Annotated in this window: 22 protein-coding genes; 8 read left to right on the top strand and 14 right to left on the bottom strand. The window is 72.6% G+C overall.

What is annotated here, in order from left to right:
- Positions 1 to 25: 25 nt before the first annotated feature.
- Complete coding sequence (locus tag ASF89_RS03735; protein WP_082489752.1) at positions 26 to 1,009, bottom strand: thioredoxin domain-containing protein; 984 nt, start codon at positions 1,007 to 1,009, stop codon at positions 26 to 28.
- A 279-nt stretch (positions 1,010 to 1,288) separates the two neighbouring features.
- On the opposite strand from ASF89_RS03735, the gene ASF89_RS03730 reads away from it, so the two are divergent.
- Both ASF89_RS03730 and ASF89_RS03725 read left to right on the top strand, forming a co-directional pair.
- Positions 1,289 to 2,389: an ABC transporter ATP-binding protein gene (locus ASF89_RS03730; RefSeq protein WP_055800280.1), complete on the top strand. Its 1,101-nt coding sequence runs from the start codon at positions 1,289 to 1,291 to the stop codon at positions 2,387 to 2,389.
- Positions 2,390 to 2,481: 92 nt separating this feature from the next.
- Positions 2,482 to 3,771, top strand: coding sequence for a DUF4032 domain-containing protein (locus ASF89_RS03725; RefSeq protein ID WP_055800277.1), 1,290 nt, complete (start codon positions 2,482 to 2,484; stop codon positions 3,769 to 3,771).
- 76 nt (positions 3,772 to 3,847) lie between these two features.
- Here ASF89_RS03725 and rlmB read toward each other — a convergent pair whose 3' ends face one another.
- From rlmB to ispD, 3 genes are read right to left on the bottom strand one after another with little or no spacing between them, the layout of a single operon-like run.
- Positions 3,848 to 4,894 carry a 23S rRNA (guanosine(2251)-2'-O)-methyltransferase RlmB gene (rlmB, locus tag ASF89_RS03720; RefSeq protein WP_055800273.1) on the bottom strand — a complete coding sequence of 349 codons (1,047 nt, stop codon included), beginning with the start codon at positions 4,892 to 4,894 and terminating at the stop codon, positions 3,848 to 3,850.
- Positions 4,891 to 6,309 (bottom strand): cysteine--tRNA ligase, encoded by a 1,419-nt coding sequence (gene cysS, locus ASF89_RS03715; RefSeq protein WP_055800270.1) that lies wholly within the window; start codon positions 6,307 to 6,309, stop codon positions 4,891 to 4,893. Before cysS ends, rlmB begins: the two co-directional genes overlap by 4 nt.
- Before the next feature lie 9 nt (positions 6,310 to 6,318).
- Entirely contained in the window at positions 6,319 to 7,569 is a 1,251-nt protein-coding gene (gene ispD / locus ASF89_RS03710; protein WP_055812138.1) for a 2-C-methyl-D-erythritol 4-phosphate cytidylyltransferase, read from the bottom strand.
- A gap of 181 nt (positions 7,570 to 7,750) precedes the next feature.
- On the opposite strand from ispD, the gene ASF89_RS03705 reads away from it, so the two are divergent.
- Complete coding sequence (locus tag ASF89_RS03705) at positions 7,751 to 8,395, top strand: hypothetical protein (RefSeq protein ID WP_156463307.1); 645 nt, start codon at positions 7,751 to 7,753, stop codon at positions 8,393 to 8,395.
- A gap of 157 nt (positions 8,396 to 8,552) precedes the next feature.
- Here the strand turns inward: ASF89_RS03705 and ASF89_RS03700 are convergent, their stop codons facing one another.
- Complete coding sequence (locus ASF89_RS03700) at positions 8,553 to 9,236, bottom strand: response regulator transcription factor (RefSeq protein WP_055800259.1); 684 nt, start codon at positions 9,234 to 9,236, stop codon at positions 8,553 to 8,555.
- On the bottom strand, positions 9,233 to 10,441 hold the full coding sequence (locus ASF89_RS03695; protein ID WP_082489750.1) for a cell wall metabolism sensor histidine kinase WalK: 1,209 nt from the start codon (positions 10,439 to 10,441) through the stop codon (positions 9,233 to 9,235). The genes ASF89_RS03700 and ASF89_RS03695 overlap by 4 nt, the downstream gene beginning before the upstream one ends.
- Positions 10,442 to 10,636: 195 nt before the next feature.
- On the opposite strand from ASF89_RS03695, the gene phoU reads away from it, so the two are divergent.
- Both phoU and ASF89_RS03685 read left to right on the top strand, forming a co-directional pair.
- Complete coding sequence (gene phoU, locus ASF89_RS03690) at positions 10,637 to 11,290, top strand: phosphate signaling complex protein PhoU (RefSeq protein ID WP_055800254.1); 654 nt, start codon at positions 10,637 to 10,639, stop codon at positions 11,288 to 11,290.
- A gap of 117 nt (positions 11,291 to 11,407) precedes the next feature.
- The gene (locus ASF89_RS03685; protein WP_055800249.1) at positions 11,408 to 11,941 is read left to right on the top strand and encodes an AAA family ATPase; all 534 of its coding nucleotides are present in this window, start codon (positions 11,408 to 11,410) and stop codon (positions 11,939 to 11,941) included.
- A 78-nt stretch (positions 11,942 to 12,019) separates the two neighbouring features.
- Here the strand turns inward: ASF89_RS03685 and ASF89_RS03680 are convergent, their stop codons facing one another.
- Positions 12,020 to 12,763 (bottom strand): phosphoglyceromutase, encoded by a 744-nt coding sequence (locus ASF89_RS03680; RefSeq protein WP_055800246.1) that lies wholly within the window; start codon positions 12,761 to 12,763, stop codon positions 12,020 to 12,022.
- Between the two features lie 41 nt (positions 12,764 to 12,804).
- Here ASF89_RS03680 and ASF89_RS03675 point away from each other — a divergent pair, with 41 nt between their 5' ends.
- Positions 12,805 to 13,581 (top strand): class I SAM-dependent methyltransferase, encoded by a 777-nt coding sequence (locus ASF89_RS03675; RefSeq protein WP_055800243.1) that lies wholly within the window; start codon positions 12,805 to 12,807, stop codon positions 13,579 to 13,581.
- 55 nt (positions 13,582 to 13,636) lie between these two features.
- Here the strand turns inward: ASF89_RS03675 and ASF89_RS03670 are convergent, their stop codons facing one another.
- The 4 genes from ASF89_RS03670 to ASF89_RS03655 form a co-directional block, all read right to left on the bottom strand.
- Positions 13,637 to 14,767, bottom strand: a complete 1,131-nt coding sequence (locus ASF89_RS03670) for an aromatic acid exporter family protein (RefSeq protein ID WP_156357420.1) — start codon at positions 14,765 to 14,767, stop codon at positions 13,637 to 13,639.
- 7 nt (positions 14,768 to 14,774) lie between these two features.
- Positions 14,775 to 16,010, bottom strand: coding sequence for a folate-binding protein YgfZ (locus ASF89_RS03665; protein ID WP_055812134.1), 1,236 nt, complete (start codon positions 16,008 to 16,010; stop codon positions 14,775 to 14,777).
- Positions 16,003 to 16,638 carry an FABP family protein gene (locus ASF89_RS03660; protein ID WP_055800235.1) on the bottom strand — a complete coding sequence of 212 codons (636 nt, stop codon included), beginning with the start codon at positions 16,636 to 16,638 and terminating at the stop codon, positions 16,003 to 16,005. Before ASF89_RS03660 ends, ASF89_RS03665 begins: the two co-directional genes overlap by 8 nt.
- Before the next feature lie 182 nt (positions 16,639 to 16,820).
- Positions 16,821 to 17,114, bottom strand: coding sequence for a hypothetical protein (locus ASF89_RS03655; RefSeq protein ID WP_082475332.1), 294 nt, complete (start codon positions 17,112 to 17,114; stop codon positions 16,821 to 16,823).
- A gap of 99 nt (positions 17,115 to 17,213) precedes the next feature.
- Between ASF89_RS03655 and ASF89_RS03650 the strand changes: the two genes are divergently transcribed.
- Positions 17,214 to 17,894: a winged helix-turn-helix domain-containing protein gene (locus tag ASF89_RS03650; protein WP_055800233.1), complete on the top strand. Its 681-nt coding sequence runs from the start codon at positions 17,214 to 17,216 to the stop codon at positions 17,892 to 17,894.
- A gap of 1 nt (position 17,895) precedes the next feature.
- The gene (mshD, locus tag ASF89_RS03645) at positions 17,896 to 18,762 is read left to right on the top strand and encodes a mycothiol synthase (RefSeq protein WP_055812131.1); all 867 of its coding nucleotides are present in this window, start codon (positions 17,896 to 17,898) and stop codon (positions 18,760 to 18,762) included.
- Between the two features lie 22 nt (positions 18,763 to 18,784).
- On the opposite strand, the gene ASF89_RS16040 is transcribed toward mshD, so the two are convergent.
- Genes ASF89_RS16040 through ASF89_RS03625 form a run of 3 tightly spaced genes read right to left on the bottom strand, consistent with a single transcriptional unit; the run spans position 18,785 to position 23,192 of the window.
- Positions 18,785 to 20,824, bottom strand: coding sequence for a glycosyltransferase (locus ASF89_RS16040; protein ID WP_235483967.1), 2,040 nt, complete (start codon positions 20,822 to 20,824; stop codon positions 18,785 to 18,787).
- Positions 20,821 to 22,026: a glycosyltransferase gene (locus tag ASF89_RS03630; protein WP_082489749.1), complete on the bottom strand. Its 1,206-nt coding sequence runs from the start codon at positions 22,024 to 22,026 to the stop codon at positions 20,821 to 20,823. Before ASF89_RS03630 ends, ASF89_RS16040 begins: the two co-directional genes overlap by 4 nt.
- Positions 22,023 to 23,192 carry a glycosyltransferase gene (locus tag ASF89_RS03625; RefSeq protein WP_156463306.1) on the bottom strand — a complete coding sequence of 390 codons (1,170 nt, stop codon included), beginning with the start codon at positions 23,190 to 23,192 and terminating at the stop codon, positions 22,023 to 22,025. Before ASF89_RS03625 ends, ASF89_RS03630 begins: the two co-directional genes overlap by 4 nt.
- Between the last annotated feature and the right edge of the window lie 107 nt (positions 23,193 to 23,299).

Raw genomic sequence — 23,299 nt, 5'->3', positions numbered from 1 at the left:
CTGCCCACCCCCGGGCCCGGGCCGCTCAGCTCGCGGGGGTCTCCGTCGGCGCCGGGGTGGTCGACTCGGCCGGCTCGGCGGGGGCGTCCGACTCGGCCGGAGCGGGAGTCGGCGTCGCGGTGCTGCTGTCGGCGTAGCTGTTGCCGGCCGCGGTCACGACGAAGTTGCGGAACTCCTCGTTGGTGAAGGGCAGGCTCGGGTCGTAGCGCTGACCGTTCACGAGCACGAGGGGCGTTCCGGCGAGGGTCTCGACCGTGCTGTTCGGGATGGGGCCGTCGATCGCCCGCTGCGTGGCGGCGGTGACCCACGAGCCGAACTCCTCGTCGTCGATGCAGGTCGCGATGCGCGCGGGGTCGACCACGCCGTCGATGCCGCTCGCGATGTCCGACAGGGCCGCGTCGTCGAGGCCGCGGGTGCCCTCTTCGGGCTGCTGCTCGAACAGGGCGGTGTTGAAGTCGAAGAACGAGTTCGGCGAGTAGTTCGCGACGCAGGCCGCGGCGTTGGCGGCCCGGTTCGAGTACCGGGTGCCGACGGACTGGTTCGTGAGGATGGCCACCGGGTGGTACTCGACCGTCGCCGCACCCGAGTCGACCAGACCGGCGATGTACTCGTTGTTGGCGGCCTCGAACTGGCCGCAGATGGGGCAGAGGTAGTCGAGGTAGACGACGATGTCGACGGTGTCGCTCGCGGCCGTGGTGGCGGAGGGCACCGGCTCGTCGTCGGCCGCCAGAGCCGGCGTCGTGTCGGCCACGAAGTCCTGACCGATGCGGATGCCGTCGCTGGCCATGTTCGCGGGGCCGGGGCCGGCCGGACGGATGCTGTTCGTGATCACGACGACGACGATCACGACGACCGCCACGAGGGCGAGGGCGATGCCTCCCTGCAGCAGGACGCGACCGGTCCGCTGGCGGCGCTTCTGCTTCTTGCGGGCCGCCTGCGCCTTCTGGCGGGCGGCGGCGCGACGCTGGTTCTTCGTGAGGGTCTTGTCGTCCGAGGCGTTGTCAGTCATGGAACGGGTCTCTCCGATGCGCCACGGCTCGTCGCCGTCGCGTCGTAAGGGGTGTGGGGAGGGGCTGCGGCTGCAGCGCCCGAGGGTCACGGGCCGGTCGGGGGGGGTGTCCGAGCCGCCGTGATGAAGACGATACCGTCCCCGACCCGGACGAGGGATGAGACCGTCTCGGTTCGGTGCCATACTGTCGGGTGGTGGTCATCGCGGACCTCTTGGTCTGATCACCATCCATTCACGAAGGATCGTCCGGCACGTACCTGCCGGTGAAGGAGAAACATCATGGCGTCAGTCACGTTCAGCAAGGCCACCCGCCTCTACCCCGGCTCGACCCGCGCAGCGGTCGACGCCATCGACCTCGAGGTCGCGGACGGCGAGTTCCTCGTCCTGGTCGGCCCCTCGGGTTGCGGCAAGTCGACGACCCTCCGCATGCTCGCCGGTCTCGAAGAGGTCAACAGCGGCGACATCTTCATCGGCGACCGCAACGTCACCGACGTCCCGCCGAAGGACCGCGACATCGCGATGGTGTTCCAGAACTACGCGCTCTACCCGCACATGACCGTGGCCGAGAACATGGGCTTCGCGCTCAAGATCGCCGGCGTCGGCAAGGAGGAGCGCGCGACCCGCGTCCTCGAGGCCGCCAAGCTGCTCGACCTCGAGCCCTACCTGGCCCGCAAGCCCAAGGCCCTCTCGGGTGGTCAGCGTCAGCGCGTCGCCATGGGCCGCGCGATCGTGCGTCAGCCCCAGGTGTTCCTGATGGACGAGCCCCTCTCGAACCTCGACGCCAAGCTCCGCGTCCAGACCCGCACCCAGATCGCCTCGCTGCAGCGCCGTCTCGGCGTCACCACGGTCTACGTCACCCACGACCAGACCGAGGCCCTGACCATGGGCGACCGCATCGCGGTCCTGAAGGACGGCATCCTGCAGCAGGTCGGCACCCCCCGCGACCTGTACGAGAAGCCGCAGAACGTCTTCGTCGCCGGCTTCATCGGCTCGCCCGCCATGAACCTGCTGCCCGCCGACGTCGTCGACGGCGGCATCCAGTTCGGCACCGCCGTCACCTCGGTCGACCGCGACACCGTCGGCCAGGCGACCGGCAAGAGCGTCACCGTGGGCGTCCGCCCCGAAGACGTCGTCGTCAACACGACCGGCGAGGGCCTCGCCGTCACGGTCGACGTCGTCGAGGAGCTCGGCGCCGACGGCTACCTCTACGGTCACACCGAGGTCAACGGTCAGCGCGTCGACATCGTCGTGCGCGTCGACGGCCGCAACCACCCCAAGCTGGGCGACACGATCCACATCACCCCGCAGGCGCACCACGTGCACGTCTTCGACACCGAGAGCGGCGAGCGCCTCGGCGACAAGGCCGTCATCAGCGCGTAGCAGCACACCTCATCGGCCCGACGGGTCATCTGGGCGGACCGCCCCGGTGACCCGTCGGGCCGATCCCGTACCGCCCCGAGAGACACGAGACGATGCCCGACTCCCTCAACATCACCTCCGCCACGGTCGACCCGGCCCTGCTCGACCTGCCGTGGGACCTCCCCCTCGACGTGTGGCCCGACGACGCCATCGCGACGCTGCCGAAGGGCATCTCGCGGCACCTGGTGCGATTCGCCCACCTCAGCGGCTACGTCATCGCCATCAAGGAGACCTCGGGCGAGATGGCCCGCGGCGAGTACGAGATGCTCCGCACGCTGCAGCGGATGGACATCCCCTGCGTCGACCCCCTGGCGGTCATCACCAACCGCCACGACGAGGACGGCTCGCCGCTCGACCCCGTGCTCGTCACCCGGCACCTGAAGTTCTCGCTGCCCTACCGCGCGCTGTACTCGCAGACCCTCCGCCCCGACACCGCCAAGCGGCTCGTCGACGCGCTCGCGCTGCTGCTCGTGCGCCTGCACATCATCGGCTTCTACTGGGGCGACGTGTCGCTCTCGAACACGCTCTTCCGGCGCGACGCGGGCGCCTTCGCCGCGTACCTCGTCGACGCCGAGACGGGCAAGCTCTACCCGGGCGGCCTCTCGAACGGGCAGCGCGAGAACGACCTCGAGGTCGCCCGGGTCAACATCGCCGGCGAGCTGCTCGACCTCGAGGCGGGCGGGCGACTCGACGACAACCTCGACGCCGTCGACGTGAGCAACGGCATCGTCGCCAAGTACCGCAGCCTCTGGACGGAGCTCACCGGCAGCGAGACCTTCTCGAGCTCGGAGCGCTGGCGCATCAACGACCGCGTCGAGCGCCTCAACGACCTCGGCTTCGACATCGAGGAGCTCGCGATCAAGACCGCCGAGGGCGGCACCCAGGTGAAGATCCAGCCCAAGGTCGTCGACGCCGGCCACCACTCGCGTCGCCTGCTGCGCCTCACCGGTCTCGACGTCGAAGAGAACCAGGCGCGTCGTCTGCTCAACGACCTCGACGCCTACCGCCTGCGCAGCGGCGGCAACGACAACGATGAGGAGATGGTGGCTCACGAGTGGGCGGCCCGGGTGTTCGAGCCCGTCGTCCGGTCCATCCCCCGTGAGCTGCGCGGTCGCCTCGAGCCGGCCGAGGTCTTCCATCAGCTGCTCGAGCACCGCTGGTACCGCTCGCAGCAGGAGAACCGCGACGTGCCCATCGCCGAGGCTCTCACCTCGTACATCAACGACGTGCTGCGGCACCGCCGAGACGAGCAGATGGTCATCGAGCCGCCGACCGGGTCGATCTCGCTGCCCGAGGCCGACCTCCTCGAGGCCGACGAGGACGACTGGCGCACGAAGGTCTGACGTCCGGTCCGTGACCGGGGGGGGACGCAGGAGGCGCGGGTCGGCGGCATGCCGACCCGCGCCTCCTGCGTCGGGGTTACTTCTTGCGCTCGGCGCGCAGCTTCGAGATCTCGTAGAGCGTGACGGACGCGGCGATGCCCGCGTTCAGCGACTCGACGGCACCCGTGATCGGCACGGAGACGATCGCGTCGCAGGTCTCGGCGACGATGCGCGAGAGGCCCTTGCCCTCACTGCCGACCACGACGACGATCGGGCGATCGGCCAGCTCGAGACCCGGCAGCATGACGTCGCCGCCGCCGTCGAGACCGACGACGAACACGCCCTGCTCTTTGAACGACTTGAGGGTCTGCGTCAGGTTCGACGCCATCGCGACGGGGATGCGCGCCGCGGCACCGGCGGAGGTCTTCCAGGCCGAGGCCGTCAGACCCACCGAGCGACGCTGCGGGATGATGACGCCCTGCCCGCCGAACGCGGCGACCGAACGGATGATCGCGCCGAGGTTGCGGGGGTCCGTGATGCCGTCGAGCGCGACGAAGAGCGGCTTCTGCTGGCGCTTGACCGACAGCTCGAGGAGGTCCATGGGGTGCGCGTACTCGTACGGCGGGACCTTGAGCGCGACGCCCTGGTGCACCGAGTCGGCGCCGGTCAGACGGTCGAGCTCGGGGCGCATGACCTCGAGCACCGGGAGCCCGCGGCGCGTGGCGAGCTGCAGGATCTCCTTCGTGCGGTCGTCCATCTCGATGCGCGCCGCGATGTAGAGCGTCGACGCGGGGATGCGCGTGCGGAGGGCCTCGAGCACCGAGTTGCGCCCGGTGACCATCTCGTGGTCGTCCGCCGACTTCGGCCGGCGGCGCTGCGCGTCGGCCGCTCCGCCGCGACCGGCGATGGGCGAGCCGGCGCGGGGGCCGTTGCTGCTGCGGCCGCGGGCGCTCTCGAGGCGCTCGCGCGCGATCTTGGCCTTGCCCGCGGGGTGGTACGGGCGGTCCTCCGCCGCGGGCGTGGGCTTCTTGCCCTCGAGAGCCTGACGCCCCTGCCCGCCGCTGCCGACCTGCTTGCCCTTGCTGCCCTGTCGCACGGCACTGTTGCCGGGACGGCCCTTGCGTGCTCCGCTGGTGTTCTTCACTGTTCGAGGCTCCAATGCGACCCGCTGGGGGTGTCTTCGATGGTGATCCCGGCACCCGAGAGGGTGCTGCGGATCTGGTCGGCCCGTGCGAAGTCGCGATCGGCCCGGGCGTGCTGGCGTTCGGCCAAGAGTACGTCGATCACGGCGCCGAGCGCGCGGTGCGCCGCGCCCTCGTCGTCGTCGCGCCACTCGGGGGCGAGCGGATCGATGCCGAGGACGGCGACCATGGCGGCCACGTGCTGCCATTCGCGGGCCGCCGTGTCGAGGTCGTCGTCGTCGAGGGCGCTGTTGCCCGCGCGGACCGCGTCGTGCAGCACGGCGATCGCCTGGGGGACGTTCAGGTCGTCGTCCATCGCGGTCGCGAAGTCGTCGGGCACCACGCGGGACCCGACCGCGGCGAACCGCGTGCCGACGAGTCGGCGCTCGGCGCGCGACAGGAAGGTCTCGACGCGCTCGAGGGCCGCGTCGGCCTCGACGAGGGCGCCGTCGTGGTAGTCGATCGTCGACCGGTAGTGGGCCGCGCTGAGGAAGTACCGGACGACGACCGGACGCGCCTTCTCGAGGAACTCCGCCGCGAAGATCGAGTTGCCGAGCGACTTCGACATCTTCTGCCCGTCGACGTTGACGAGGCCGTTGTGCAGCCAATGCCGGGCGAAGCCGTCGCCGGCGGCGGTCGACTGCGCGAGCTCGTTCTCGTGGTGGGGGAACCTGAGGTCGAGACCGCCGCCGTGGATGTCGAAGTCCGTGCCGAGGTAGCGCCGCGACATCGCGGAGCACTCGATGTGCCAGCCGGGTCGCCCCTCGCCCCACGGCGACGACCAGGCGGCCGAGGCGGGCTCGTCGGTCTTGGCGCCCTTCCAGAGGGCGAAGTCGCGCGGGTCGCGCTTGCCGCGCGGGTCGGCGTCGGCGGCGGGGGCCATGTCGGCGGCGTCCTGACGGGTGAGGACCCCGTAGGTCGGCCAGCTCGCCGTGTCGAAGTACACGTCGCCCGAGTCGTCGGCGGCGGCGTAGGCGTGCCCGCGCTCGATCAGCGTCTCGACCAGCTGCTGCATCTCGGTGATGCTCGCGGTCGCCCGGGGCTCGTACGTCGGGGCGAGGATGCCGAGCGCCTGGTACCCCGCGGTGAACTCGAGCTCGTAGCGGTAGGCCCGAGCCCACCACTGCTCGTCCGTGCCGGCGGCCAGCGCCAGGATCTTGTCGTCGATGTCGGTGACGTTGCGGACGAGCGTGACGTCGAGACCGCGGTAGGTGAACCAGCGGCGCCACAGGTCGTAGACGAGCGCCGACCGCAGGTGGCCGATGTGCGGCGACGACTGCACCGTGGGGCCGCAGACGTAGAGCCCGACGCGGCCGGGTACGAGCGGTTCGAAGTCGACGAGCGCCTGGGCGCGGGAGTCGTAGAGGCGGATCGTCACGGGATCAGCCTATTCAGTGGTTCCGACGACGGCCACCAGAGCGGTGGCGATCGCCGTGACGCCCTCGCCGCGCCCGGTGAACCCGAGCCCGTCGGTGGTGGTGGCCGAGACGCTGACGGGTGCTCCGACGACCTCGATCAGCCGCGCCTCCATCTCGAGGCGCCGACGGGCGAGCCGCGGTCGGTTGCCGACGACCTGCACCGCCGCCGAGACGACGTCGAACCCGGCCCCGGTGAGCCGCTCGAGGGTCGCGGTGAGGAAGACCTCTCCGCTCGCCCCGGCGAAGCGGGGGTCGTCGGTGCCGAACATCGAGCCGATGTCCCCGAGGCCAGCGGCCGACAGCAGCGCGTCGACCAGGGCGTGCGCGACGGCGTCGCCGTCGCTGTGCCCCGCGAGACCCGGCTCGCCCTCGAACGAGAGCAGACCCAGATGGAGGGGCTGCTCCGCGTCGAAGGCGTGGACGTCGATGCCGAGACCGCTCCGCAGCCGGTGCGCGGCGTCGCCGGGACCGCCGCCCGCTCGGAGCGACGACGACGACGCGCCCTCGCCGCGAGCGATCGTCTCGGCGCGACGGAGATCCCACGGGGTGGTGATCTTGAAGGCGACCGGGTCGCCCTCGACGACGACGACCCGATGACCGCTCGCGGCGAAGAGCGCGGCGTCGTCGGTGTGCTCGGCGCGGGCCGCGGCGTAGGCGGCGTCGAGAGCGGCGCGGGGGAACCCCTGCGGCGTCTGCATGGCGACCAGCTCGGCGCGGTCGACGGTCTCGACGACCTCGCCCGCCGCTCCCACGCGCTTGATCGTGTCGCTCACGGGCAGACCCGGCACGACCCCGTGGCCGGTGCTCTCGACGGTCGAGGCGACGAGGTCGAACTGGGCGGTCGGAGTGAACGGCCGGGCGCAGTCGTGCACCAGCACGGTCGCCACCGACGGCGCCACCGCGGCGAGGCCTGCGGCGACGGAGCCCTGACGGGTCGATCCGCCGACGACGACGGAGGCGTAGCCCGAGGCCGCCCCGGCCACCGACTCGACGAGCGCGCGCGACTCGGCCACCAGCGTGGACGGCACGACGACGACGACCTGGACGGGGTCGGCCGACGCGAAGAGGGACTCGAGCGAGCGCTCGAGGATGCTCCGGCCCGCGACCTCGACGAAGGCCTTGGGCGCCCCCTGGGCCAGGCGGGTGCCGCTGCCCGCGGCGACGACCACGACGGCCCGGACGACGTCGGCGAGGAGATCGTCGGGCTGGGTGTCCGCCACAGCCCTCCGATGCGGGTCGACAGGGGTCTCATCGGCCTCGAGATGCATGGATCGGGCTCCGTTCTGCGGCTCACAAGATAGCATGGGGGCCGCTCGGTAAGGGCTCCCTTACCCACCGGCCCGCCCTCGAATGGATAGGCTGTAGAGACCCTTTGCTCTGACTGGATCCTGGAGGACACCCGTGCGAGACGGATCTGTGCTGAACCTTCGATCGGCGCTCGCCCGTCGCACCGTGGCGGCCACCGCCGTCGGCGTGGGCGTCGTCCTCGTCGCCGCCGGCTGCAACTTCATCAGCCCCCAGGCGACCCTCAAGCAGTACGACGCCAGCGACGGCACGAGCGTCAACGTCGGCGACATCGCCGTGCGGAACGCCATCGCCCTGACGGAGGACGGCACCGAGGCCAGCCTCAGCATGGTCATCCTGAACACGGGCGGCGACTCGGTCGACGTCTCGTTCCAGTACCCGACCGAGGCCGGTCAGCAGACCGAGACCGTCACGGTCGAGGGCGACTCCGAGGTGCGTCGCGGCACGACCGAGGGCGACGACCAGCTCCTGATGTCCGACCTCGACGTCACCATCGGCCAGCTCCTGCCCGTCTACGTCCAGTACGGCGACGAGACCGGCAAGACGCTGCAGGTCCCCGTCCTGAACGGCGACCTGCCCGAGTACTCGACCCTGCTCCCCTCCCCCGCCACCAGCGACGAGCCGGGCGCCGACTCGACCCCGCTGCCGCAGTCGACCACCCTGCCCGAGGGGAACGATCGTCAGACCAACGAGGGCACGACGCAGGAGGGCGCCACGCCGGAGCCCTCGCCCGCCTCGTAAGACCGTCAGCACGAGAGGCCCGGCCCGCATCTGCGGTGCCGGGCCTCTCGTCGTCTCGCCGCGCCGCGCCTCCTCGGCACCGCGACCGCCGAAGCACCGCGTGCGCCGAAGCACCGCGTGCCCGAAGCACCGCGTGCCCGACGGCAGGAGGCGCGGGTCAGGCCTCGATGCGGTAGCCCAGTCCGCGGACGGTCACGAGCGCCTTCGGCTCGGACGGCACGGCCTCGATCTTCGAGCGGATCCGCTTGATGTGCACGTCGAGCGTCTTCGTGTCGCCGAAGTAGTCGGCGCCCCACACCCGGTCGATCAGCTGGCCTCGCGTCAGCACGCGCCCGGCGTTGCGCATCAGCAGCTCGAGCAGCTCGAACTCCTTCAGCGGCATCGCGATGTCCTCGCCGCGCACCGTCACGACGTGGCGCTCGACGTCCATCCGGATGTCTCCCGCCTCGAGCATCGAGTCCGACAGATCGTCGGTGTCGACGCGTCGACGGAGCACCGCGCGGATACGCGCCAGCAGCTCGCGGGTCGAGTACGGCTTCGTCACGTAGTCGTCGGCGCCGAGCTCGAGCCCGACGACGATGTCGACCTCGCTGTCCTTCGCGGTCAGCATGACGATGGGCACCTGCGACCTGCTGCGGATCACGCGGCAGACCTCGGTGCCCGGGATGCCCGGGAGCATGAGGTCGAGCAGCACCAGGTCGGCGCCGTTCTTCTCGAAGGCGGCGACGGCGGCGGGGCCGTCCTCCGCCACCGTCGTGCGGTAGCCCTCGCGCTCGAGGATGAACGCGAGCGGCTCGCTCAGCGACTCCTCGTCTTCGACGATCAGGATGTGGGTCGTCATCGTGCCTCGATGTCTTGTCGTGTGGTGCTGCCGTGTCGGGTCGTGACCGGCAGGGGGCCGGAACGGGTGTCGGGGGCGGTGCGCGCCTCCGGCAGTCGGAGGGTGAAGGTGCTGCCCTTGCCGACCTGCGACCAGACGCGCACGTCTCCGCCGTGATTCTGGATCACGTGCTTGACGATCGCGAGCCCCAGGCCGGTGCCGCCGGTGCGCCGCGAACGGGCGGGGTCGACGCGGTAGAAGCGCTCGAAGACGCGGTCGAGCTCGTCGTCGGGGATGCCGTAGCCCTGGTCGGTGACGGCGACCTCGACGGTGCCCGAGTCGTCGACGGTGGCGCCGATTCCGACGCGCGACCCGTCGGGCGAGTAGTTGATCGCGTTCGCGATGAGGTTGTCGACCGCCGTGACGAGCATCTGCTCGTCGCCCAGCACCATCGCGTGTCGACCGCCGCGGGCGACGAGCGTGATGCCCCGCGCGTCGGCGACGACCCGGTTGCGGTCGACCGCCGAGTCGACCACGTGACGCACGTCGATGGGCTCGCTCGACTCGAGGGCGTCGGTGGCCTGCAGACGCGAGAGCTCGATGATGTCCTGGGTGAGCCGCCCGAGACGGCCGGCCTCGCGGGTGAGGCTCTTGGCGAAGTGGCGCACCTGATCGGGGTCGGACGACGCCGACTCGAGGGCCTCGGCGAGCAGCCCGACCGCGCCGATCGGCGTCTTCAGCTCGTGGCTGATGTTGGCCACGAAGTCGCGGCGCATGTCGTCGAGGCGGCGCCCCTCGCTGCGGTCCTCCGCCAGGACGAGCATGAAGCGTCCGCCGAGGGGGGCCACCCGCACGCCGAGCACGAACGTGGCGTCGCTGCCGGGGAGGCGCGCGAGGGTGAGCTCGTCGGCCTGCGGTTCGCCCTCGCGGCGGGCCGTCGCGACGAGGTCCTCGATCTCGTGGTGCACGAGATGCTGCTGCGCCGAGACCAGTCCGAGCTGCAGAGCCCGGGGCGAGGCCTTCAGCACGTTGCCGGACGGGTCGACCACGACGCCGGCGGATTCGAGCGCGTCGAGCACCGCGTCGATGCCGTCGGGCAGCGACACCTCGACCAGCCGGGCCACCTTCACCGATCGCGCGTGCGCCGCCACGACGACGATGACGATCGCGGCACCCGCCACGGCCCCGAAGGCCAGCGACACGGGCACCAACCAGGCGGAGTCCATGCCATCACGATAGTGACCCGGGAGGGGCATGATGAACGGGAGGGGCTGCGACGGCCTGTACTTTGGTCACTGTTCAGGTCACCGGCACCGGTCGTTAACCTTCACCCATGAGGCTGGACTGGACTGTGCGGGCGACTGTGCCCCCGCTGCCGGGCGTCCACGCCCCCGCGAAGCTACGAGAGGGTCGACAACGACATGCGCGAGGTATTCCAGCAGGAGCTGCAAGAGGTCCAGGAGCGCCTGGTCGAGATCTCCGGCCTCGTCGCCGTCTCGATCAGGAACGCGACGACGGCCTTCAACGAGTCGAACGTCTCGCTGGCCGAGCAGGTCATCGCCGATGACGACGCCATCGACGAGCGCGCCATCGCCCTCGACGAGCTGGCCATCGACATCCTGGCCCGCCAGAACCCGGTCGCCCGCGACCTGCGCATCGTGGTGAGCGCCCTGCGCATCAGCGCGTCGCTCGAGCGCATGGGCGACATGGCCGAGCACATCGCTCAGCTGGCCCGCTACCGGTTCCCCGAGAAGGTCGTGCCGAAGTCGCTTCGCCCGACCTTCAAGGAGCTGGGCGAGCTCGACGTCGCCATCGCCGAGAAGCTCACCCAGCTGCTGACGACGGAGGACGTCCGCCTGGCGGAGGAGATCCGCAACGACGACGACCGCATCGACGAGCTGCACCTCAGCGTCTTCGACAAGGTGCTCGGCGAGACCTGGAAGGGCGCGGCCGTCGACACCGTCGACTCGACCCTCGCCTCGCGCTACCACGAGCGCTTCGCCGACCACGCCGTCTCGATCGCCAAGAAGGTCCAGTACCTGGCGACCGGCGACTGGGTCGCGTCCGAGGTCTGAGACCGGGCGACTCCGAAGGAGGCGCGGTTCCCGTCCGACGGGCACCGCGCCTCCGTCGTCTCCTCCGCGGTCGGCACGAGCGGGTCGCGGGTCCGTGAAGTGCGAGAGGATGGCGGGATGGCTTCAGTCGCGATCCTCGTCAACGGTCTGCCCGGGTCGGGCAAGACCACCCTCTCGGCCACGCTCGCGGGAGTGCTCGGCTGCCCGCTCCTCGCCCACGACCCCGTCACGGAGGCGCTGGTCGACCTCGCCGGCCCGATGGTCGCCCCCGAGGCGGTCGGCCGCATCGCCCACGAGACCGTCTGGTCGATGGCGGCCGAGGTCGAGGCGGGCGTCGTGGTCGACTCGTTCTGGGATCGCCCTCACGATCTGGAGGGAGCCCGAGCGGGGGTCGCCCGGGCCGGGTCCCCGCGCACCGTCGAGGTCTGGTGCGACGTCGACCCCGAGGTCGCGCTGCAGCGGAGCGTCGACCGGATCGCCGGCGGGGGTCGTCACCCCGCGCACGGCACCGTCGAGTCGACCCGCGCGTCGTGGAGCGCGTGGGCCGGGGCGGCCGAGCCCCTGGGGCTCTGGCCCGTGATCCGCGTCGACACGAGCACCCCGGTCGACATCGACGCGCTGGTGCTCGAGATCAGCGCGCAGTTCGTCTAGGGCCCGCTGACACCCCGGAGAACCGCCGAGACCCCCGTGCGCGCACGGGGGTCTCGGCGGTTCTCCGGGGTGCGGCCGCTACTTCTTGCCCTGGTTCGCGACCGCGGCGGCCCCGGCGGCGGCGGCCTCGGGGTCGAGGTACCGGCCCGGGCCGGTGGGGGCGAAGTCGTCGTCGAGCTCGTAGACGAGCGGGATGCCCGTGGGGATGTTCAGCTCGGAGATCTCGTCGTCGCCGATGCCGTCGAGGTGCTTCACCAGCGCCCGCAGCGAGTTGCCGTGCGCCACGACCAGGGTGACGTCGCCGGCCGCGAGGCTCTCGGTGATGTCGCTGTGCCAGTACGGCAGCATCCGCTCGATGACCAGCGCGAGCGACTCGGTGCGCGGGGCGTCGACGCCGAGCTCGGCGTAGCGCTTGTCGTGCGCCTGCGAGAACTCGCTGTCGTCGTCGAGCGGGGGCGGCGGCACGTCGAACGAGCGGCGCCAGGTCTGGAACTGCTCGGGGCCGTACTGCTCGAGGGTCTGGGCCTTGTCTTTGCCCTGGAGCGCACCGTAGTGACGCTCGTTGAGACGCCACGAGCGCTTCACGTCGATCCAGAGGCGGTCGGCCTCTTCGAGCGCGATGTCGGCGGTCTGGATGGCGCGCGTCAGGCGCGACGTGTAGAGGATGTCGGGCAGCAGGTCGTTCTCGCGCAGCAGCTCGCCGGCGCGCTTGGCCTCGGCGCGGCCCTGCTCGGTGAGCCGCACGTCGACCCATCCCGTGAACAGGTTCTTCGCGTTCCATTCGCTGTTGCCGTGACGCAGGAGGATGAGGGTCGAAGTCATGCGACCAGCGTATCGCGACGGCTTCCTGGCAGACTCGCCTCATGCCCATCGGCTCGATCACCCGCGGCACGACCGGCGCCAACCGGCTGCGTCGCGTCGACCGCTGGATCGCGGCGCACCCCGCGTTCCTCCGGGCCGACGACCCGCTCGTCGTCGATCTCGGGTACGGGGCCAGCGCGACCACTCCCCTGGAGCTGCATCAGCGCCTCCTGAAGGTCCGGGGCGACGTCGAGGTCGTGGGGATCGAGATCGACCCCGAGCGCGTGCGGCTCGCGTCGCGGTCGGCACGGCCCGGCGTCAGCTTCCGTCGCGGCGGATTCGAGGTGCCCCTCGACGCGGGCCGGAGGCCGGCCGTGATCAGGGCGTTCAACGTGCTGCGGCAGTACGACGAGTCGGCGGTGGCCGACGCCTGGGGCCTCATGACCGCCCGGCTGCAACCCGGCGGCGTCCTCGTCGAGGGCACGTGCAACGAGGTCGGACGGGTCGCCAGCTGGGTCGACGTCACCCCCGAGGGCCCGCAGGCGTTCACGATCTCGCTGCGTCTGGCCGACCTCGACGTCCCGTCGATCGTGGCCGAACGGCTGCCGAAGGCGCTGATCCACCGCAACGTCGCCGGCGAGCGGGTGCACGACCTGCTCGTCGATCTCGACCGGCAGTGGGCCGTCGCCGCGCCGCTCTCGGTCTACGGCCCGGTGCAGCGATGGCTCGCGACGGTGCGGGGACTCCGCGACACGGGCTGGCCCGTGCGGCACGGACCCTCGCGCTGGCGGCTCGGCGAGCTCTCGCTCCCCTGGGAGTCGGTCGCACCCCTCCCGTGACCTGCCGTCCGGCGGGAGAGGCCGGGCCCGTGATCACGTGACCGCGGGGAGGCGGTCAGACGGGGGCGAGCAGGGCGCGGGCCTCGTCGTGCTCGAGGCCCGTCGCCATCAGCAGGTCGACGAGCAGCGGCCGCATCATCAGCACGATCATCGCCTCGGTCACGGGCGCCCCGGGCAGCACCGCACCCGGGTCGAGCCGGCGGGCCACCGCCGCGAGCGCCTCGCGGGCGACCGGCCGGCTCTCGACGTCGTGCAGAGACTCGCCGAGCACGGCCACCGCCCGGGCGGTGCTCTCGAGCAGATCGCCCACGGCCCTCCGGTCGACGCCGTCGCCGATGGACGTGTCGAGCCGACGGGCGATCACCCGGAGGTTGCGCACCGCCAGATCGACGTACCGCCGGACGGTCGCCTGCTGTCGGAGATGCGGCAGACGCGAGCGGAGGAAGGGCGAGAGGCGCGCGATCGACTGCGCCGATTCGAGGGTCGACGACCAGTCGTCGAGCAGCGGCTGCGTCGACCGGAGTCGTCGGAGGGCGTCGTCGGCCCGGCGGACGTCGTCGGTGCGGACGGCCGCGATCAGCGACGCGAAGGCGTGCTCGACCTCGGCGAAGAGCAGACGGGCGTCGGCTCGGGCGAGGCCGATCGGATCGCGCGGGATGATCGCCGTGACGAGCAGCGCGACGACCCCGCCGATCGCCCCGTCGATGCTGCGGACGAACGGCCCGCCCTCGGGGTCGGGCAGCAGCATGACGAGCATCGACTGGGTGGCGGCCGCCGCGGCGAAGGCGCTGCTCGACGAGAAGAACCGCCCGACGAACAGGGCGACGGCGAGCACGAGCGCGATCTGCCAGAGCCCCTTGCCGACGATCAGCAACAGCACCTCGCTGAGCGCGATGCCGATGAGCACCCCGACCGCGTTCTCGAGCACGCGTCGCGGTCGGGCGTCGCGGGCCAGACCGAGCGACGAGATGGTGATCGTCACGGCCAGCAGCGGGATCGCATGACCGAGCAGGTAGTGCGTGATCGCGTACGACAGCGATACGGCGACGACGATCTGCACGACCGCGGGGCCGGACGCGATCGTGCGCGCGGTCGCGAGGCGGGGATCGAAACCGCCGGAGGCGCGGGTCAGCATCGATCGCGCCCGCCCGGTCGACGAGGCGCCCGCCCCCTCGATCCCGCTCACCGCCGGGTCAGCGTCGGACGGCGCCGAGACGGGGCAGGCGGGGGACCCCCGCTGCGGCGCCGGCGGACGAGGGGACGATGACCTCTTGCGAGGCGGCGACCACGATGTCGTCGGCGACGACGGCGAGCGCCGCGGTCTCGGGGGTGGTGCGCTTCACGAGCGCGAGGGCCACGGGACCCAGCTCGTGGTGCAGCGCGACGCTGGTGACGTGCCCCACGACGGTCGGCGTCGCCGACGGGGCGACGGCCTCGGGGCCGGACGGGGACTCGGCCGGTCGTCCGAACGCGTCGGCGGACGCCGCCGCGAGCACGACGTCGGCACCGCGCGCGGGCAGCACGCCGTCGCTGCCGTCGAGGTGCAGCATCACGAGTCGGCGGGGCGGGTGCCCGATGTTGTGGACCTTGGCCACCGTCTCCTGGCCGCGGTAGCAGCCCTTCGACAGGTGGACGGCGCTGCGCATCCAGTCGAGCTCGTGCGGGATGCTGCGCTCGTCGACCTCGGTCGTCAGCCGGGGGCGCCAGGCCTCGATGCGCAGGGCCTCGAGGGCGAGCGTGCCCGCCAGCTCGGGGACGGTGTCAGACGACCCGGCCAGGGCCGCGAGATCGTCGCGGGCGACGAGGGTCTCGCGGTACGACCACTCGCGACCGGGGTGGCTCTCGGAATCCGCGTAGCTGTGCCCCCCGGCGACGACGTCGTGCCAGGGGTCGACCCAGACGATCGCCACGCCGTTCGACGTCAGCGGGGTGATGCCGTCGGCGTCGGCGATCTCGTGCATCGACCCGAGGGTGGCGACGTCGCCGGAGCGGTCGGCGACCTCGACGCGCAGCATGAACCGCATGCGGTCGAGCCACGCCCGCAGGGGCTCGGTCTCGTCGCCGTCCACGAGCAGCCATGCGGTCTCGCCGTCGTCGACCAGGCGCACCGCGTGCTCGAGTCGGCCGTTGGCGTCGAGCAGCAGCGTCTCGGCCGAGGCGCCGGGGGCCAGCCCGACGAGACTCTGGCTCGTCAGCGAGTTGAGCCAGCTCAGCCGGTCGGGGCCGGTCACCGTCAGCACGCCGCGGCTCGAGAGATCGACGACGGCGCCGCCCTGCGACAGGCGGCGCTGTTCGCGGATCAGCTCGCCGTAGTGCGCGGCGACGCCGGAGCCGTCGTCCACGAAGCCGTCGCGCGTCGCGAAGGGCGATCGCGACGCCGCGTCGACCGGGGAGGCGGTGGTCTCGCCGCCGGCGGAGGCGTCAGTCAACGCGCGACAGCCGTCCGGAGGCGTGCGTGCGCAGCTCCTGGCCGAGGGCCGCGATGTCCCATGCCCAGAGGAGGTCGTTCTCGACGAGCCCGTACATGCGGGTCGAGGCGGTGTGCTCCTTCGCGTTGCTGGAACGCAGCACCGCGTCGGTGGCCAGGTCGATGCGCGGGCCCTTGACCCGGCCGAGGTAGAGCTCGTTGACACCCGTCGGGTGGACGATCTGCACCTCGAGGCCGAACCCGTCGTCGGGGGTGCGGAGGATCTCGACGGCACGGGCCGACGTGTACGGCTGGACGCCGACGCCGGGCAGCATGCCGGGGCCGCGGTCGCCCACCTCGGCCGGCCGCTCGAGCCGCCAGTAGCCCGTCTCGCTCGCCAGGGGCGTGCGCTCGTCGTCGAGCAGCCACGTGAACGAGCTGTAGTTGAGGAACGGCAGACCGTCGTGGCTGAAGCTGATGCGCTGCCCGAACTCGTGGATGCGGCGCTCGGCGGGCTCGGCGCCGTCGGCGGGGAGGTCGGGGTCGCCGTCGCCGATCTTGTAGTCGACGACGCCGGTGCCCTCCCACACGCCGATGAGCCAGGACAGGGGGACGAGCTCCGACGGCAGGTCGGTGGGGATGTCGATCAAGGTCAGCGCTGACCCTTGAAGAGCTTCACCAGCACGACGACCGACACGAACCCGATGCCGAGGGACGCCAGGGCGAGGAGGCCGACGAAGAACAACTCGAGAGCGAGCAAGGAATCCATGCGGTCAGCCTACCCGCCGACCACCGACAGCGGCAGGGGCGATCGGGACCGGCCGGTGGACGCTCAGCTCGTGAGGACGACGACGAGCGTCGCCGCGGCGAGCACGATGAGGCTGCCGCAGAGCGCGAGCATCGTGCGCGACACGAGGCCGTCCTTCTGGCTCGCCGCGAGCTGCAGCACGAACGAGAGCACGATGGCGCCGCCCAGCGAGAGCGAGAGCCAGGTGAAGGCCTCGTCACGCGGCACGACGGCGACGATCAGGACGGCGGCGACGACCGCGGCCAGCCAGACGGGCACGATCGTGAGGGGCTTGAGCCGCGCCGTGTCGACCGGGGCGGGGGTCAGGGGATCTGCCACTTCGTCGTTCTCCGTTCGAGACCTCCCCTAGCATCGGGTGGTCGGGATGGGCCGGGCTCATGTTTTAGACTGCTCGACAGTACATTCACTGGAGGTCGTGTGGCGCAGCTCTTGGTACTGACCTCCGCGGGCGGGCCCGACGTCCTGCCCGCGCTCGCGCTCCTCAGCCACCGTACCCGCCAGATCCCCGCCGAACCCGCGCAACTGGTGAACGCCCCGTCGAGCGACCTCATCTTCGTCGACGCCCGGGCCGATCTCGCCAGCGCGAAGTCGCTCTGCAAGATCCTCCGCACGACCGGGGTCACGGTGCCGATCGTCCTCGTGCTGACCGAGGGCGGTCTGACGGCCGTCAACGCCGAGTGGGGCGTCGACGACGTCATCCTCGAAGGCGCCGGCCCGGCCGAGGTCGACGCCCGCATCCGCCTCGTGACGGGTCGTCTCGCCCAGTCGCAGACGGGCTCGAAGATCCACGCCTCGGGCGTCGTGATCGACGAGGCCAGCTATTCGGCCAAGGTCCACGGGCGTCCGCTCGACCTCACCTTCAAGGAGTTCGAGCTCCTCCGCTTCTTCGCGACCCACCCCTCCCGCGTCTTCACCCGCGAGCAGCTGCTCAGCGAGGTCTGGGGCTACGACTACTTCGGCGGCACCCGCACGGTCGACGTCCACGTGCGACGCCTCCGCGCCAAGCTCGGCGACCTCGAGTCGCTGATCGGCACCGTCCGGAACGTCGGCTACCGCTTCAACGTGTACGACGACGACACCCCCGCACCCGGCGCCTGACGTGACCGGCCCCGACGACACGACCCGCGCCTCCTCGGCGGATCCGACCGACTCGACCCCGGCAGCCGGCGTCGACGACGTGCTGTCGCTCGCGGCGGCGGCCTCGGCGACCGACGGCAGCCCGCCGTTCAACGACCAGGCGCTCGTCGAGCTGCGCTCGGGCGAGGCCCGCGTGCTCGGCGACCGCCGGGCGGCGGCGCTCGTGCGCGACGGCGAGGCCGAGCTCGCCGTGCACCCCGATCACCGGGGGCGGGGGCTCGGTGCGCGACTCGTGCAGACGGTGCTCGACGCGACGACCGGTCCGATCGCTTTCTGGGCCCACGGAGACCTGCCCGGGGCGCGTGCCCTCGCCGCCCGCTTCGGCGCGGTCGAGACGCGGCGCCTGCTGCAGCAGCGGGCCCCCGTCGGACCCCGCTCGCCGCGGCTGATCGACGGCGACCGCCTGGCCGCCTTCCGCCCGGGAGTCGACGACGCGGCCTGGCTCGACCTCAACTCGCGGGCCTTCGCCGACCACCCCGAGCAGGGCTCGATCGATCAGAGCGACCTCGACGCCCGCCAGGGCGACGACTGGTTCGACGCCGACGACTTCGTGCTGCTCTGGCGCGGCGACGAAGTGATCGCCTTCTGCTGGCTCAAGGTCGAGACCGGGCAGCCGGGTGAGTTCTACGCCGTCGGAGTCCACCCCGGGCACCAGGGCGAGGGCCTCGGGGGCGCGGTGGTCGACGCCGGTCTGACGCGCCTCGCCGAGCGGGGGGTCGACACGGCCGCTCTCTACGTCGAAGGCGACAACACATCGGCGCTCCGCCTGTACGCGGCACGCGGCTTCACCGACCACGCCGTCGACGTGCAGTGGACGCTCACGCGCTGAGCACCACCGCGGCGGGCCTCCTTCACGAGGCCCGGTCGACGCCCGTCCACCCGGGGACGCGCTCCCACCCGTCGGCCCCACGGCGGACGGCTCCCCCGCGTTCGAACGCCTCGAGCCATCCGGTCATCGGCCACTCCCCCCAGATCCCGGCGAACAGCCGGCCGTTCCGCAGCACGTCGTCGAGGTGCTGCCAGGGCGGCGACGACGTCGGGTGGTGCTGGTGGTACGCGTCGGCCCCGCCGACCCAGACGAGCGGTCGACCGGCGCGACGGAACGCGAACGCGAAGTCGGTGTCCTCCCCGCCGTAGCCGACGAAGCGCTCGTCGAAGCGAGGGCCCGCACGCCACGCGCGCGCCGTCAGTGCGAACGACAGCGACCAGAAGAGCGTGTACTCGCTCGGGTCGGCGCGGGCGAGCTCTCCGGCGGGAGGCGCGGGTCGAGCCGCGTGCGGAGCCGTCAGTCGGGCGAGCACGGCCGGATCGTCGACGTCGACCCCGGGGGCGAGGTAGGTGACCGGTCCGCAGAGGACGGCGTCGGGCTCGGCGCGCGCGGCCGCGACGTACCGGCCGAGGAGTCCCGGGGAGGGCACGCAGTCGGCGTCGAGGAAGACGACGAGGTCGCCGCCCAGCGCGACCGCGGCGTCGGCGCCGGCGTTCCGGGCTGCGGCGAGCCGGAACCCCTCGGCGGCGGGCGGGACGGACACGACGACGTCGACGCCGAGGTCGTCGGGGGCCGGGTCGTCGTCGAGCCAGACGACCACGGTCGAGACACGGCGCGCGGCGGGGGCGTCCTCGTCGGAAGCAGGCGCGCCCGCCCCGGGTGCGCCCGCCCCGGGTGCGCCCGCCCCGGGTGCGCCCGCCCCGGGTGCGCCCGCCCCGGGGGCACCCGCGTCGCGGACGATGGCCAGGAGCTGGTGCCTCAGGTGATCGAGCCGGGCGGCGGAGCACAGGGTGACGACGACGACGTGCTCGCCGACGCGGAGGGTCTCCCCGCCGACGCGAGGGGCCGCCCCGGCCACGCGCTCGACCACGTCGGCGGCGCGGCGTGCGGCACCGACGGTGCGCCAGCGCGACCAGTCGGGGTCGAGGTCGAGCGCGCGGGCGATGACGCCGGGCCATCGCGCGGGGGTCGGCCAGACGGGCTCGACGACGGCCAGACCGGCCCGGTCGAGGGCCGAGGCGGTCGCGTCCTGCTCGTCGAAGGGTCGGGCCTGCGGCACGACGATCGCCCGGGCGCCCGCGGCGGCGACGTCGGCGATCGCGTTCTGCCCGGCCCAGGTGACGACCACGTCCGCGTCGTGCAGGGCGACCCACGGGTCGTCGACCACGACGGCGGGCTCTCCGTCGACGCCGTCGATGCCGAGCGCCGTCCAGTGCGTCCCCGGGGTCGCGAGCCGCGCCTCCTCGACGTCGCGGGCTGTGACGTCGTGTCCGCCGCCGCCGGCCAGGACGAGCACCCGGGTGACGTCGGCCGGTCGAGCGGGCCCCGGGGCGGTGGGCGCCGGGCGTCCGTCGTGTCGGCTGATGCCGCCGGTGTGCACGACGACGTCGCGACGTGCGGCGAGGTGCGCGGGCTCCATCAGGTCGCGGGGCCAGGGCGCGACGATCGCCGACGCCACCCGCTCGACGAGGGCGTGCGGGTCGTCGTCGCGGTCGCCGGGCTGGCTGAACAGCACCACCGGGACGCCGAGGAGGCGCGCCAGGAGTCCGACCTCGACCGACACGTCGACGACCATCGCGTCGATCCGCTCACGGGCGGCCGTCTCGGCGATCAGGGCCAGGCGATCGCGATGACCGCGGTGACCGAGGGGCGCCCAGTGCAGGGCCCCCGACGCGGTCGGGTCGGCCTCGGCGGGGTCGAGCGGTGCGCCGTCGTCGAGCGTCTCGAGCCCCGCGTCGGGCGGCAGGGTCGCCCAGCGCGTGCCCGCGGGAAGTTCGGCCGGGGCCGGACGCGAGCTGAAGACGATCACGTCGGCGTCGACGGACGGGCGTACGGCGCGGAACCGCGCCACGTGCCCGCCCCCGTGGTGGTGCAGGTACCAGCCGACGACGGGTCGGGTCACGCCGCCGCCTCGGGCTCGACGAGCACCGGGGAGGCGAGGCCACCGGCGGCGAGGGGACCGCCGGCGAGCACCTCGCTCGTCGGACCGGGCAGCCCCAGGGCGTCCCGGTGGACGGCCGCCCGCAGGAACTCCTCGAGGCGGTCCACCCGGGCCTCGAGCGAGAACCTCGCCACGGTGCTGGCGCGGATGTCCTCGCGACCGCCGGGCATGCGGGACGCCTCGATGAGATCGCGCGCGGCGACCGCGAGCGCGGCCGGGTCGCCGGGCGTGACCGTCGTGATGCCGGTCGAGCCGCGGGCGATCTCGGTGACCCCGCCGACGTCGTGGGCCGCGACCGGCGTGCCGGTCATGAGCGCCTCGGGCACGACGAGACCGAACGGCTCGGCCCAGACGGGCGTGGTGAGCGAGCAGGCGCTCCGGCCGACGAGCTCGGCCAGCTCGCTCTGCCCGAGCGGGCCGACGTACGTCACGCGGTCGCCGAGGGCCGGGGCGACGGCGCGGTCGAAGTAGGCCTGGTCGCCGATGCGGCCGACGATGGTCAGGGGCAGGTCGAGGAGGCGCGCCGCCTCGATCGCGAGATGGGTGCCCTTCTCGGGGACGAGACGTCCGAACCAGACCAGACCCGCGCCTCCGGGGCCGAGGGGCCACAGCGACTGATCGACGCCGTTCGGCAGGACGACCGAGTCGATGCCGGCGGCCGCCCATTCGTCGGCCGTGTGGCTGCTGACCGAGAGGTACGAGCTGCGACCGCCCACCGAGGCGCGGTCGGCGGCGAGCAGCTCGGGCAGCACCGGCGTGTGCAGCGTCGAGACGACGGGCACGCCGAGCCCGCCCGCGCGCTCGAGCGGCAGACCGTGCAGGCAGTGGTTGACGACCACGTCGTAGTCGTCGGCGTGACGCCGGATGCGATCCAGTGCGGCGTCGAGGCGGGGCAGCGCCACGTCGAGGTAACCGGCCGGGTAGGTGTCGTCGGCCGCGAGCTCGTCGTCGGACCACGCCACCGGGGGCAGGACGTACTCGGCGGGGCCGCCGGTCATGAAGTCCGAGCCGCCGGGCGCGACGAGATCGACGCGATGACCCCGACGGCGGAGGGTCGCGACCTCGTTCCACAGGGCCGACTCGACGCCGCCGGCGTGGGGCTGGCGGATGGGGAACCGGAGGGGCGCGATGGTGGCGATGCGCAGAGGTCGGGGTGTCGTCACGCGGTGGTCCTCTCGGCGGGTCGGGCGGGTGATGCGGCGGACTCGATCGGGTGTCCCGACGGGGTCGGCCGGATGCGCGGATGCGCCAGGACGGCGCGGTAGACGGCCACATGGGAACCGACGACGCCGGCGTCGACACGGGCCCGATCGGCCAGTCGTGCGGTGATGATGTCACGTCGATGCGTCGTGCCGGGGCGCGCTCCCTCGCGGAGCACCCGCTCGAGGGCCTCGGCGAGCGCCGCGCCGTCGTCGTCGAAGCGCGCCGAGGTCACGGTGGGGTCGTCGTGCTGGTCGGCGTAATGCCCGGTGTCGGGTGCGACGACGGGCACCCCGAGGTCCCAGCAGAGCTCGAGCCAGCCGGAGTGCGTGCCGTGCCGGTAGGGCAGCACGCAGGCGTCGAGACGGGCGAGACCGGCGGCGAGCGCCGTGTCGTCGAGGCGGTCGTGCTCGACGAGCGACACCGCCTCGGACGTCGCGCAGAGTCGGCGGACGTCGTCCCGGGCGGCGTCGTCTCGGACCGAGCGGTGCAGCCGGACCTCGGCGGCGACCGCGAGTCCGCCCGACCGCAGTCTCTCGACGGCGGCGATGAGGGCGGCCGTGGCCCCGGGGCCGTCGACCCCCGGGCGGAGGTCCTTCAGGTGCAGGCCGATCAGGCGCTGGTCGCCGGCGAGTCCGATCGGGGCCGTCGCCGCGGTGGTCCGCGGGTCGAGGAGGCGCGGGTGCGGCACGACGGTCGCCTCGACGCCCCAGCGGCGTGCGATCTCGGCGGCTGCTCCGGCGGTCAGGGTCAGCACCGCGTCGACCCGGGGCAGCAGGGCGTCGAGCTGCGCCCGGTACGGGGCCTGCTCGTCGTCGGCGAGCTGCGGGTGGTCGAGGTCGTGCACCGTCTGGACGACGGCCCAGCCCGCGTCGTGCGCCGCGTCGACGGCGGCGACGAGGTGCTCGACGTCGAACGACTCCGTGCCGAAGTGGACGTGCAGCAGATCGGCCTCGTCGGCGTGGGCGCGGATCCAGGCGGCGTCGAGGGCGACCGGTGGCCACCAGACGCCGGGGCCGGCGCCGTCGGGGCGCGGGTCGTGGCTCAGGGTGATCGCGTCGTCGGCGGTCACCCGACGCACGTACGGGTGCGAGGCGGGGACGGCGACGACGCGCAAGGGGCGCGTCATGCTTCCTCCGCTTCTCGGTGCCCGCCGCGTCGACGACGAGTCGGGCCATGTGTGGAACGTACTCCCAGGGAGCCGCTTCGGCCCGGGGGCCCCGCGTGTAACGTCCG

Origin of the sequence: Frigoribacterium sp. Leaf172 (assembly GCF_001424285.1) — a bacterium.
In the GTDB taxonomy this organism is placed as follows: Bacteria; Actinomycetota; Actinomycetes; order Actinomycetales; family Microbacteriaceae; genus Frigoribacterium.
This window is presented reverse-complemented; position numbering and strand designations above follow the sequence as displayed.